The sequence below is a fragment of the Vibrio sp. B1ASS3 genome (assembly GCF_905175355.1).
GTDB lineage: Bacteria > Pseudomonadota > Gammaproteobacteria > Enterobacterales > Vibrionaceae > Vibrio > Vibrio owensii.
The window spans coordinates 315958-328923 of sequence record NZ_HG992743.1 but is presented as its reverse complement, the minus strand read 5'-3'; the positions used below and the strand labels follow the sequence as shown (position 1 = coordinate 328923).

The window sequence follows — 12966 nt, the reverse complement described above, 5'->3', positions numbered from 1 at the left end:
TGAATCACAAAAAGAGTGATGACATTGCACCACCCTTTTTCATCATGACTCACTTCAATATTTAAGCGTCGATAAGGTAGTTATCACCCTCGTTTTCTAGACGATCAAGCAATACGCGACACTCATCGAGATCGAGCGGCTGCTCAAAACGACGCTTCAAATTCATCAAAAAGAAAATGTCTTCACACATCGCTTTCTCTGGCTCATCACTGATTTTCGCCACTGGAGAGCCATTACACGAAACCATCTTGATTACGATGGAGAGCGGCTTATAAGCGACACCTTGTTCGTTAGTGTACTCGCCCATATCGTTTGCCAAAAACGTACCAATACCAAAGCTGATTTGTACTCGACCTTGGAAGTGCTCACAAATGTCCAGTGCTTGCTCAAAGTTCAAGCCGTCTGTAAACACCAAGGTTTTGGTCATAGGGTCGATGCCAAGCGATTGGTAATGCTCAATCATCTTCTCGCCCCATGTGTAAGGGCAACCACTGTCATGACGAACACCAGCGTAAGCATTACTTAGCTCTTCATCGAAGTCTTTTAAGAACGCATCAATACCAATGGTGTCTGTTAAAGCAATGCCTAACGCGCCATTAAACATCTTTTGCCAACGCTGCAATGCTACCTTTTGTGAATCACGAACATTCACGAGCGCTTGGTGCCCCATAAACCATTCGTGTGCCACCGTACCAATAGGGGTGAGATCAAGCTCTTTCGCCAAATGGTAGTTACTAGTTCCAGTGAGGCTGTCAGGTAACTCTTGGCTCAGATACAGCAGCATTGCTCGCTGTGCTTGGAAGGAGAAGCGACGACGGGTCGACATATCAGCAAACTTAAAGTTAGTGATATTGCGGCGTGTTAGTTCGGATTTTAGATGACTAACTTTCTCTTTCAGAACAGATTGGAATTGCTCAACTGGAATGTCTGCCCAACGTGCACGGCTACGCACTTCGGACACAATACTCATGATAATGGTTTCGTAGAGAATGGTTTCTTTCCAAAGACCATTGATGGTAATGCGTAATTGGCTTGTGCCATCAGCCATGGTTTTCGTATTGAAAGAAACGTCCCGTTGAGGGTTAAAACGAAATGTATGCAGAGCGTCAACAAACTCAGAGCTAAGATAAGGCGCGACGCCTTTCATGTACTCGATTTCTTCTGCCGAGAAAGTGATGTCTTGCAGTTTAAGAACTTCCGCTTTCACATCTGGCAGTAGTTCAGACAGGTCTTCTTCACTGCGAACAATGAATTTGTAGGACACCATCGCATCTGAATAAAGCGCTGCAACAGCGCTCATCATATTCACTTTGTATACGTCAAAATCTAACGCACTTTGAATGATGCGAGACGAAAATAAATTGGTGGTCATTCGGAGCCCTTCTACACGCCCTTTTTCGTTTATACCCAAATTCCCTCAGCACGGTGCAAACCGCATCTTATTGTTTTCCCAAATAAGTTGGTGGGAAGTTCTCAACAAGGCAAACTTGGGTATATAACTTGTTGTTACTAACTAAATTGCGTAAACAATAAACACCCACTATTAGTTTGTCAACTTTTGTTACTAACCACTCTTTTTTATAAGGTTTTTACGCGCAATAATCCAACAGCTATTGTGGATAACCTGAACATATACGCACATTCATGCTTAAACGCCACCACTAAGAAAATGCATGTACGTTTCTAACAATCGGTTACTTACCCATTGATTGACTACTTGTTATGCGCTAGATTACTTACAAATCAATCTCAGGACCCAATCATGATCGTAACTGTCGACATCATTCCATTCAGACTATCTGGCTGTGCCGATAAAGGGTTGGAAGTGTTGCTGATCAAACGCTCAAATCCAGAACGCCCCTACCACGGCGTGTGGGCTTTGCCTGGTGGATTTGTGTTTGATGAAGACATGACGCACGAAGGTGGACGAGCTGCAGACGAAAACTTCGAAGCAGCACGACGTAGAATCTGCCGTGAAAAAATTCACACCTACCCTCGCCACTTTAGCGAAGCTTTTGTCGATGGCGATCCAAAGCGTGACCCTGAAGATTGGAGCCTGAACATCACCCACTACGCCTTAGTAGACCGCAATAACAAAGAACAAATCGACAACGCTGGTGTACCAGAATGTCATTTGAAGTGGTTCCCGCTGCAAGCAATCCTAGATGGTGAAGAAACCCTAGCTTTTGATCACCAAAAGATGATTGAAAAAGCATGGCAGAAGCTACGTGCCTCTATTGAATACACCTCAGTATTGTTGTTCGCACTCGATAAAGAATTTTTGGTCGCAGACATCATTGCCGCATACCAAGAGTTCGGTATTGATATCAGTCGAATGACGATCAAACGCCGCTTGATTGATTCCGGTGTTCTAAAGCCAACCAACAAAGTCGCTTCCACCAACAAAGGTAAAGGCGGTAAGCCAGCCATGGTGTACACCCTCGCAAGCGACGAAGTGACCTTTTTCCAAAACTGTTTGCGTGGTTAACGCAAGCACAAAAGACAGAAATGGTCCGCAATTTTCGGACATGACTTTAAGTGATTGCACTGCTTTGTTGCGTAATTAAGTCGAGAGACTAAACCGCCCAAAGTTGAGCTATTTTTATAATAGTATACCCATTCAACTTGAAGATGCAGGCTTGAGAACCTGAAAATTATCATTAATTCGAGATGTCAACGAGCCAGCGATCCTAGGAAGAGTCACAGTAAAAATTGGTCTATTGCCGTCTTGAAGTCCCGTTTTCTTTTGAAGTAAACGTTGTTCCTCGACTTCTCATTCATTACTTTCCATAGTCGTGAACAATGGTTGCACCAATATCCGACAGGCTCAGTGCGCCAATAATGTTCAATCGTCTACGATTAGCCGTTGTTTCAATCACTTTATCCTGACCAATACGTATCCAGCCATGCGATATTTTTGTTGACTGTGTTGGGTGAACTGTATCGATAAAGACTATCGATTCATCCTCGCCACAGCAGCCTTTAGCGCTTCATACCCCACTATTAATGCTTGCTTTGGCTTCCGCAATTCTCAGGCTTAAGTTTTTCAGAAAGTACGTAGTCACTTAGGTGACGTGCAACGGTCGATTCATGAATACGAAGAGCTTGTTAAATCATAGTCTGACTCAAGCCTTCAGAAGCCAGAAAAACAGCCTAAACACGACTATCACGTTCAATCTTGTACATTTGTTCGGGTTGCAGTTTCTGTGAGGAGTCAGTTTGATTTTCATGGTTCGTAGCATGATCCTGATTTTATAGAAAATCAAGCACCTTCAATAATCACGGGAATATACTACGTTTCAGGCATGCCACACCCTATAAGCTTAAGTTTCGCCAACCTAAGCATTGTAATTACGAAGACTGAGTTTACCACCCAAAAACTGCTTCACTCTATGCATTGCAGCCTCAGATAGCGAGTACTTATGATAGCCGCACAGCTTGTTCCAATTTTTGTTCGAGCCGTAACGTAAAACTCTACACTTCCCGTCAGTGCCGTGTTTCTTAACCTTCCACTCAAATTCGCCATAAACTTTGAGACCTGTGGCATCGATGGTTAGGTGTTGTATTGTTCCTAAAGTTTTAGGCTTAAATGAAACCTCGACGACTTATGTGGGACAAAGCAAGTGGGATGTTAGCGAGCTTGAATACTGAGTCAAGAAAAACCACCAGCGCTCGCAATGGCATAGAGAAAACGCGCTTTACAATCAGTGCAGTTGTAATGGCTAAGTCACTGTATCGGCGAGGCCTACCGGGCTTACCTTGTTTGCTTTATCTCCACTAGGCTATCGTTTCCTCATCAATCCAAAAGGTCAGAGAACCACGGTTAATTAAGGACTTATTGTAATGCTTCCAGTTAGTTGCTTTGTAACGAGGTTTCGGAATAAGGCTACGATGATTAACTGATGTAGCCGATCAGATCATAACTTCCTGATTTAGTTCCATCGAATTACGCAACAACGCCCTTCTCAACTAACTTTCCAACGGTTCTAAATTTAGTGATACGTACAATTGCGAGTTTCATTCACATAGTTGCAGTGCAATCATATTTTTCAATTATTTAAATAATTCAATAATGGGTGTTAAATGAAAACGTAAGCCCCTTGATGCACTAAAACCTAACTCTATGGAGTAATTAATAATGAAAAAATCTTTAATTTCAATTTGTATCCTTTGTTCATTTGCAAGCGGCGCTTATGCTGAAGTAACCATTAATGAACAAACAAAAGACGCCCTTTACGATAGCTCTAATACCTTCAAACCAAACGGCGAAATTTTGCTACGTGACACTGGTGTTTCTTACTCTTCTGACAACGATATTGCTCTAGTCACTCTTGACGGTAAAGCGTTAACGGAAGAAATCGTGTTAACCAATGGTGAACATCATATTCAATTAAATGTGTGGGACTTAACTGGGAACCATAAATCATCATTTATTGATTATTCCGTTGAAGACATCGACTTTCCGGTTAATATCATTAATCAAGGCGAATATCCGACGTTTACTTTAAACGCCAATGTACCTGCATTAGTATTTGCTGACACATATATGGAAATTGATGCGAAGGACGGTCTCATTTATGCAAATATTGACGGTAGTCAATATGCAGACACTACAACACTAGGCTACCATTCAGGTATGTTACGAGTTGTGGATATTAATGGTGATGAAGCTAAGATGGAAATCTCCTACACCGTTAACTAAAAACTATTTATATTTTATGCAGAGTACAAACATTTGTGCTCTGCGTTTGTTCTTCCAATACGTTTCATCATTGAAATTTGATACCACCACCCAAATGACACAAGAAGCTCTAATCTACGCTTCCCGCCAGTGCCATGCATCTTAACCTTCCATTCACCTTAGCCATAAACTTTGAGAACTGTAGCATCAATAGTTAGATGTTGTATCCCTCTTCTGGTTTGAAACCTCAACGTCCTTAGCTCAACGACTTATATAAATGTTATGTGGACAAAATAGCGGGATACTAGCCAGTTTAAACACCGGGTCTATAAATCCTTGCATTACTCTCAATGGCATAGAGAACACTCTTTAACGAAACATCGGCCTCCCCGTGAAATAACCTTGGCAGTAGTCTATTCCAAGCGCTTTCATTGCTTTGAATTGTTCTTCCGTCTCGACGCCTTCAGCAACTGATTTGATCCCAGTTTTATGGCAAAGGGTTACTATTAACTCTATCACTTCTTTGAACTTAGCACTCAAGAGATAACCTTGAACAAACTTTTTATCAATTTTTAGTTCTGTAAACGGTAAATTAACCAAATTGACAAAACTTGAATATCCGGTGCCAAAATCGTCGAGAGACACTCCTAGTCCGAGGATCCTTAACCTAGCAATGTTTTTCATCATCGTTGATGTAGGATGGAATACCTGACTTTCAGTTATTTCAATAATTATATTTGAATAGTTAATATTATTTATGGAAAGCATGTCAGAAACAGTAGAAGCGAAGTCTTCTCGTTCCAGGTCCGCTGCGGTGATATTAAAAGATACCGTTTTATCATCAGAAAAACCAATTGAATCTTTGATATAACCATCCAACATTGCATAAAATAAAGCCAGAGTTTCTCCCTCTTTTTCAAGCTGAGGAATAAACCCCCCGGGATATATGATTCCATCCTGAGGGTGCTGCCAACGAGCTAGGGCTTCATATCCATACACTTTTCCATCATCAAAACTGCATTTTGGTTGATACGCAAGCAAAATCTCATCATTTTTCAGACCTTCCAAAATTCGTTCTATAGAATAAATTTTAGCATCCTTTTTATTTACTTTTGTGTGTTTTTTAAAGTATTTAGACCTACTTACTAGTTCCGATAATTGTTCATCAGTAATTGGTTTTTTCAAAGAGAAAACTACGTTAATATTCATTGAAATAGCGGTACGTTCCACTAATGAAATAACCTCTTCATCCAAACCGCTTGCAATACACAATGCATTCTCATAGCGCATACTCTCTAGCTTACTAATAAATAGCATACCATCAGAGTCTGCAATACTTAAGTCACAAATAATTAAGTTAAAATCATACTCCTCTACTAATTTTATAGCATGCTCCACTCTATTAGCCATAAATATTTCGCACTGAACAATTGCTTTTAGCTTCCTTTCTAAAACTAGTAATTCGATCTCGCTATCATCTAAAATTAAAATTTTCATATACACCTCTAGGTTCTAATATAGTTTTTTGTTTTTTCCAAATGAAACTCAGCAATATTAATTAATTCGGACAAGCTTTCTTTAAATTCACGTCGATTACTAATATCATTTTCTACTTTAATTGCCACCTCACTAACATCATAGACCCCTAAACTAGAAGTTCCTCCTTTTATTCTATGGACCACTTTTTTAATAGAAGATATATCCTCCTGATTTAACTTAAGTATTTCCAAATCTGAGCTTAGAGATTTAATCAAAGTGTCCTTAAACTGGTCAATCTCATCTAGCTCGAACTGATCCAACCAGTACGTTTTCGAGTTAGTGCTTTCCTTTAGTTCGGTGGGCAAAGTTTCATCAGATTCATACGGGATGCAACCACTCATTAAACCTGCTAAGTTTTCTATTCCGTATGGTTTAAAAAGCATATGGTCAAAACCTGATTCAATTGCCTTATTTTTTACCGAGAGGGAGTTCTCAGCAGAACAACCAATAATTGGTAAGTGCTTGCCTAAATTGAGCTCTTCTCGAATTTTTTTTGCCAGTTCGAAACCATCCATGAAAGGCATATGGCAATCTGTTAACAATACATCAAACTCTTCTGGATTCTCTTGAAGTGCCAAAAAAGCAGCTTTTCCATCATCTACTACATGAGGTGTCAACCCAATTTGAATTAGTTGCTTTCTTTTAACTAATTGATTGATAGGGTTGTCCTCAGCGACCAATACCTTTCCTTTGAAAGTCTTTGTCATTGAAAACTTGTAATTTTCTATATTTTTTGTTCGATACAAACAATCAAATAGCAAGTCTGGATAAAATGGACTTGCACTTAATTCAATTTTATTTTCGTTCATTTCTATGAAATTATCACTCTTTTCATTGATAACTATCATTTTATCATATTCCATATCAACACAACGATACTCATTATCGGGAGAAGTAATCACTACCTTTTGGCTATCACCTTCATTAGAATTTTGGCGAGCCCCCCAAGTTTGGAGCCATTTTTTGACTAACTCGTTAACGCCATAAGTTTCAAAATGAAATTTATCCAGTTCACTCTCGTAGAAGCATATAGCTTCGAAAGGTAAAGTTACATCAAATCTTGTTCCCACTCCTTCAATACTCTCGACATTAAGCTGGCCTTCCATTAAATGGACTAACTCTGAAACAATCGAAAGCCCTAATCCAGACCCACCATATTTTCTCGCAATCGAGCTATCTGCCTGAACAAAAGGATTGAAAACGTTACTCAACTGTTCTTTTGTCATACCGCAACCAGTATCAGTTATTGAGAACCTAATACTTTTGTTATCTAGTTCGATATTGAAACTCACTCTCCCTGAAGACGTAAACTTTATTGCGTTGGACAAAAGATTATTTAATATTTGAGAATACCTTAGTGCATCTATAGATATCGTTCTTATCCTCGTTGGCTCAAATACATAATTTAGTTTGATCCCTTTTTTGTGTGCAACAGAAGAATGAACCCTCACAATTTCTCCTGTTTCACGTAAAATATCGCAATCAAAAGCAGATATACGTAGTTGCTTCGCTTCAATTTTAGAGAAGTCTAAAATATCATTAACTAATAAATTCAATTGCTTAGCAGATGAAGATACATTTCTCAACAATAAGGATGCTTCATCATTTTTTATCTTTGTATTAAGAATTTCAATTAATCCAACCATACCCGCTATAGGGGTTCTTAATTCGTGACTCATAGACGCTAGAAATTTTTCTCTTGTTCGAATCGCCTCTTCTGAGTTTCGCTTAGCCTTGTTTAGTTCCTTTTCTCTTTTATCCTTTTCAGAGATGTCATTAACAATTGTAAGTTGATATTTTTTCTGGTTCACATAAATTTCTTTGAAGAATATCTCAGCCACTTTAAAGTTAAGAGCACAATTATCTAATTCAATGACAGTTTTATCTTTAAAGTTATCAACATTTTTATTACACCCTTTACAAGTTCCTTCGCTATAGGCTTTACAGCTACTATAGTGAAGGTTACCTTGATCATGTTCAATCATAATAAGTGATGGTAATTCTCGGATAACTTGATGTAAAAAAGCATTTTCTTTCCTAAAAGATTCAGTATCGCTCTTTTGTCGTGTCATTTTTAATTTCTGTTTTTTCTGTGATAGAATTACCATTAAAAATATAAGAGATATTATCATTAAAATTAAAAATAGCAGCCGATTTATATTTCCCTCGTCGTATCCATAACTCACATTAAATTTTTCGTATTTCTTTGCAATTTCAATCAACTCGTTATTGGGCATGTTTTCAAATATTGCATTTATCGCTTCGACCAAAAATAGATTATTTTTAGACATTAACATAGATATTGAAATTTCTTTACTATCCGTTGTATCAATTTCAAAAATATCATCCGCAGTAGAAGAAACTATTATATCTATAATATTTTCATTCATATAAGCTTTCGATATTTTTCCATACTTCAAAGCTTTTAGCATACTCTTTGAGTCGTTAAAATATATAGTGTTATCTCTAAAACTATTACCTTCTAATTTTTCGACAAAGTTAAGTAACCCAATTTTCTTAGTTGGAGAATTAAGATTCTCCGAATGCTTAACAGCGTAATAATTTTTTGAGCAATAAGGCTTAGTTAGAATGGTATTGGGAATTATATTTAATTTATTATCAATGTAGGGGATTAAATCTATCTCACGTCTACTCAACATGCCTTGCAAATCATCACCTTCTTTTAATGGAATATATTCAAAAGTTAGATCGGAATACCTTTCGATCATGTTCAATATATCTAATATATAGCCATTTAGCTCCCCACTTTTATTAGTAAATAGAAGTGGATAGATATCGCTATTGAAAGAGTATCTAATTACTTCACGACTTTTGTTATCGTCTTTATATAATTTATTAAGCATATCAGAAATGTGATATGAGTCAGCCCTCGCTGACAATAAGTCGTCATCAGACTCCTCAAAATGATCAATTACATCATTTATTTTATCAATTAACTCTATATTTTCCTTCTTGGCCATATACTGTGAATATATAGTTCCTCCCCATGAAGGGGTGAAAACATCAACATCAAAACTATAATCATTATACAAATGTTTTTTAATGTTAATATAGCTATCAATAAAGGCTGACTTTTTGTCAATAAGCAATACCTTCATTGCAGAATTGAAGTTCTGCAATATTTTAATATTTTTATATTTGTTTTTTCTCAAGATTCGGCAAAATATGCTTTGTTCAATACATATCCAATTTCTTTCTTCATCTTGAAGGCTTGGGTCTTCGTTTAAAGTAATGTATGCGGCATCAGTACGCATAGTTGGCTTGGTATATAAATAATCGCCATCATTTATTAAAATTGAATCATTAAAACGAATCGCAACATTAGCTCTATCGCTATTAATAGCGCCATACATATTATTAATGTTTTTCACATTGATATAATCCGCTTCAAATTCATTTTTTTTGACTATATCTTTTAAGAGTTTCAGGTTGTAGTCGTAAAAAAATCATTGTTATTATTTTTTTCATAATTTAATACAGCAACATTAATTTGTGTTTTTTCTTTAGATTCGTTTAAATCTATTTCTTTTGCCCCAACTCCCCCCGCAACAAGACAAAATAAAGTGACAATAAATAAGTTTTTTTTCATAATTTATTTCAACCTGAATTTAATTAGCGCTTTCTAGCAAATTAGCAGCTTCTAAAGAAAGTAGTTTTGTGTGCCCCCTAAAAAAGGGGGCCTTTGATTAATCCAACGCCAACTGGTATTGCTCGACTCGCTCTTGCTTCTCTTTATGTTTTAAATATTGGCATATGATTTCTTCATTGATTCCAACATTATCGAAAAATAGCCTCTTTGCCAAAACCAAAGCCTCTTCTTCCTAAGGTGAGGATAGTTATTAAATCGCTTTAAGGCTATTTTGACTTTCAATACCACCATCAAATTGGATACCGAAAGCTTTGGTGCAACTTTTACAACTAAATGCTCGTGAACTTGTATGTTTAACTCTACTAGTTCACATCCAAATTGATTACAGTAAACATGAATACATCGATAAACTTCTTTACCTATAATGTTCTTCAAGTTCCTAAATCGATAATTTGGAGTCCACATTACATGGTATTGAAACTACCAAAATACGTGGGAGGCTTGATTGTATCTACTCATTTTATTTATCCTATTTGACTTCTGGAAGAAATTAAATACGCATTTAGCATGAGTAGTTTAGTTTATTAAACAAAAATAAAACCACTTAATAAATTAAGTGGTTAAAAATAATCCATAAAGAGAGATCTATTTTCTTACGAAAAGAAAATATTTAATTAGGGTTTCCGCCCACACATCGGCATAGCGAAACTTCCTGTGTTAGGAAATACGTATCTATTAAACTTATCTTTTATTTTAAACCCGACTCGGGAGGTAGTACCGGATATACTTGAGGTATAAAATCCGTCACTACCAATTTTGCCCGATAAACCTGCACCGACCCAATTGAACTCGGTCCACCATGTTGCTCCAGAACCATAAGTATCTACGATCCAGTTAGCAGTGTCTTCAATGGTAAAAACGTCCATCGGACTCCAATCGTCATAGCCCCCAAAATCTAAGTCGTTGCAGAACGTTTCGTAATCAGCAGCAGCCACCAAGCCAAAATGAAACCCACGCGGATGATATTCATCTGTATCTGCAATTGAATGCTCCATCACTATTTTATCGAAACCAAGAGCCATAAGTTCATTGTAGTTAAATGGCTTATGCCACATAGTCACACCGTCACTAAGTGTTGGCTGAACAAAAAATATTTCTTGTTTGTTCGTTGTCGCGAGACTCCCATAATCTAGGCTTGCTCTAACCTCAGTAGGAACAATGACATTGGTATCGGTAAAATGAACAATTAGCTCGCCATTGGTATCTGTATAAAGCGTAGAAGGATCTTCAACTAATTTTGCAGTTCCATTAGTATAGATAGTAACTTTTGCATTCTGAACCGGCAGACCTGTTATTGTATCTTTTAATACAACTTTAATAGCATTCGTATATATTCCGTTCGCAACAGAACCATTCTCTACGATTATAAAACTATCGAAGTCTGCGTCACTCGTATCCCCAGCAAAATACAATGTGTTTCGAAATCCATTAATACTAAGAGTTACATTCTCGGTTACACTGTTTGTTACTCTAAAGATCGCAGTACCCTCTAGACTCGTTGTAATTTCATCGTTCTTTAATACAGCACTACCATCTACTTCCGCCTTTACTTTTACTCCTTGTACAGGCAAACCAGATTTATCTAGGATAGAATACATTACTAATGCTTCATCAACGCCGTCAGAAAACGCGATGGCTTTCAGTGCAGTTGTGAAAACATATGGATCCTGTACACATGTCGAATAATAGTTTTCACCGGGTGTTGCAGTCCCCAAAGAACCATCTAAGAGGCTGTACACATTGCCATCTTCAACCCAATAGGGCTTATCAAGCGGCCAATTTTGGTGCTCTAGTGCCCCCTTAGTAAACAAATCAGTTATTTCAACAATACTAGGTAATCCTCCATTTTTGGCACATTGATTGTCTGCTTCTGAAAACGAAAACGTTGCGACTTTAATCGGAACACTATATCCACTATCGTAATTTCCTCCCGAAAATACAACTCCAGCGTCTATAGCTTCCTGATAAGTGTAAGGAGCAGTGAAAAACTTCCCCTCGTACTCAATACCTTTCCACTTAGCGGTCAATGGGTCGACAACTTTGACTTTAACCATTCCGGAGTCAAATCCACCTTTATGATCAGATACAACGAATGAGACATCATGCTCTCCGGCTATTAGCGTTTGGAATCTGAACTCTTTATTGGTTAAGTCTGATGGGGCGACGGACTCGACATTTGCATTAAAAGCGTTAACATACACTAGTTGATAATCGTCACCATCAGGGCTCGTAACCAAGTGATTTATGTTAATTATCTCGTCTTCTCCCGCGGCAACGGTGTTCTTCCAAACCCCGGAATCTTCAGCTATGGGGGCTTGGTTAAGTGAATCAGAAACAGCTATATCGATCACACCAAACCGATGAGCTGATCCAATAGGATCTGTCAGTTTATAAATAATCTGGCTATAACCGACTTCACTCGTTTCGAATTCAATAGTTCTGATAGTAGGTTGAACTGTGACATTGCCATTACCAGAAAGCGTGTAATCGCTAGATAATGTGAAACCTGCCGGATATGTTGCGCCAATCGCACTTAATTCACTGTCTATTTTAATACTCGTTTTTGCCATACCAGAAGCAGAGTCAATTACCATCGCTATGGATAGTGGAGATAGTGTTGATTCTGCAGCAGAGCTCGCAACCACGGTTAGGGTTGCACTCTCTGAACTAGTGTCCACTCCATTTTCACCTTGAACGATGTACCGATAATTACATAGTGCACTATCTGAAGTCAGCACCGTGTTGAAACCAAGCTTTTCGACATTGAGTTTCGCATCTCCACAGCTATTACTATTAGCTCCCTCCAGAATTACGTCTTGGAGTTTGGCATCAACATTTGTCCCTTTTACGACATACGGTGTTAAATCCACAAACCCCGACGCATCAGGAGCAATAGCGACAAAACCATCTCTAACAGCTAATGCTACTCCGACGTCTTCAACAGCTTCCACGTTGTCTCTATTCGCGTCATCTGTGTTACAACCAGAGATCAATGCGAAAGATAAAAACCCAACTATAGAGCCCTTACCATTTTTTTTAATTATCATTGTTAGCACCAAATGATTAAAACTTGAAC

General features: G+C 37.9%; 6 protein-coding genes and 5 pseudogenes. 2 read left to right on the top strand and 9 right to left on the bottom strand.

All coding sequences use genetic code 11. The annotated features are described in order from the left end of the window. Positions 1 to 61: 61 nt before the first annotated feature. Positions 62 to 1372, bottom strand: coding sequence for a nicotinate phosphoribosyltransferase (gene pncB, locus KJB05_RS19960; RefSeq protein ID WP_213053124.1), 1311 nt, complete (start codon positions 1370 to 1372; stop codon positions 62 to 64). 390 nt (positions 1373 to 1762) lie between these two features. Between pncB and KJB05_RS19955 the strand changes: the two genes are divergently transcribed. Beyond that, complete coding sequence (locus KJB05_RS19955; protein ID WP_208445753.1) at positions 1763 to 2488, top strand: NUDIX domain-containing protein; 726 nt, start codon at positions 1763 to 1765, stop codon at positions 2486 to 2488. A 132-nt stretch (positions 2489 to 2620) separates the two neighbouring features. Here the strand turns inward: KJB05_RS19955 and KJB05_RS19950 are convergent. Then, positions 2621 to 3242, bottom strand: a pseudogene (locus KJB05_RS19950) (hypothetical protein). Positions 3243 to 3341: 99 nt separating this feature from the next. After that, a pseudogene (locus KJB05_RS19945) lies at positions 3342 to 3882 on the bottom strand (transposase); the annotation flags it as partial. Positions 3883 to 4138: 256 nt separating this feature from the next. On the opposite strand from KJB05_RS19945, the gene KJB05_RS19940 reads away from it, so the two are divergent. Next, entirely contained in the window at positions 4139 to 4702 is a 564-nt protein-coding gene (locus KJB05_RS19940) for a hypothetical protein (RefSeq protein ID WP_208445754.1), read from the top strand. Positions 4703 to 4863: 161 nt separating this feature from the next. On the opposite strand, the pseudogene KJB05_RS19935 reads toward KJB05_RS19940, so the two are convergent. The 6 genes and pseudogenes from KJB05_RS19935 to KJB05_RS19910 all read right to left on the bottom strand — a co-directional run. Then, positions 4864 to 5062: pseudogene (locus KJB05_RS19935) on the bottom strand (transposase); the annotation flags it as partial. Between the two features lie 12 nt (positions 5063 to 5074). Further along, positions 5075 to 6178: pseudogene (locus tag KJB05_RS19930) on the bottom strand (EAL domain-containing response regulator); the annotation flags it as partial. Between the two features lie 8 nt (positions 6179 to 6186). Continuing rightward, positions 6187 to 9612 carry an ATP-binding protein gene (locus KJB05_RS19925; RefSeq protein ID WP_208445755.1) on the bottom strand — a complete coding sequence of 1142 codons (3426 nt, stop codon included), beginning with the start codon at positions 9610 to 9612 and terminating at the stop codon, positions 6187 to 6189. A gap of 53 nt (positions 9613 to 9665) precedes the next feature. Then, entirely contained in the window at positions 9666 to 9830 is a 165-nt protein-coding gene (locus KJB05_RS19920) for a hypothetical protein (RefSeq protein WP_208445756.1), read from the bottom strand. 97 nt (positions 9831 to 9927) lie between these two features. Further along, positions 9928 to 10295: pseudogene (tnpA, locus tag KJB05_RS19915) on the bottom strand (IS200/IS605 family transposase). Between the two features lie 209 nt (positions 10296 to 10504). Continuing rightward, positions 10505 to 12937: an Ig-like domain-containing protein gene (locus KJB05_RS19910; protein ID WP_208445757.1), complete on the bottom strand. Its 2433-nt coding sequence runs from the start codon at positions 12935 to 12937 to the stop codon at positions 10505 to 10507. Positions 12938 to 12966 lie beyond the last annotated feature (29 nt).

Coding starts and splice junctions, on each gene's coding strand:
- pncB (WP_213053124.1), bottom strand. CDS start 1,372: ATGACCACCAATTTATTTTCGTCTCGCATCATTCAAAGTGCGTTAGAT.
- KJB05_RS19955 (WP_208445753.1), top strand. CDS start 1,763: ATGATCGTAACTGTCGACATCATTCCATTCAGACTATCTGGCTGTGCC.
- KJB05_RS19940 (WP_208445754.1), top strand. CDS start 4,139: ATGAAAAAATCTTTAATTTCAATTTGTATCCTTTGTTCATTTGCAAGC.
- KJB05_RS19920 (WP_208445756.1), bottom strand. CDS start 9,830: ATGAAAAAAAACTTATTTATTGTCACTTTATTTTGTCTTGTTGCGGGG.
- KJB05_RS19910 (WP_208445757.1), bottom strand. CDS start 12,937: ATGATAATTAAAAAAAATGGTAAGGGCTCTATAGTTGGGTTTTTATCT.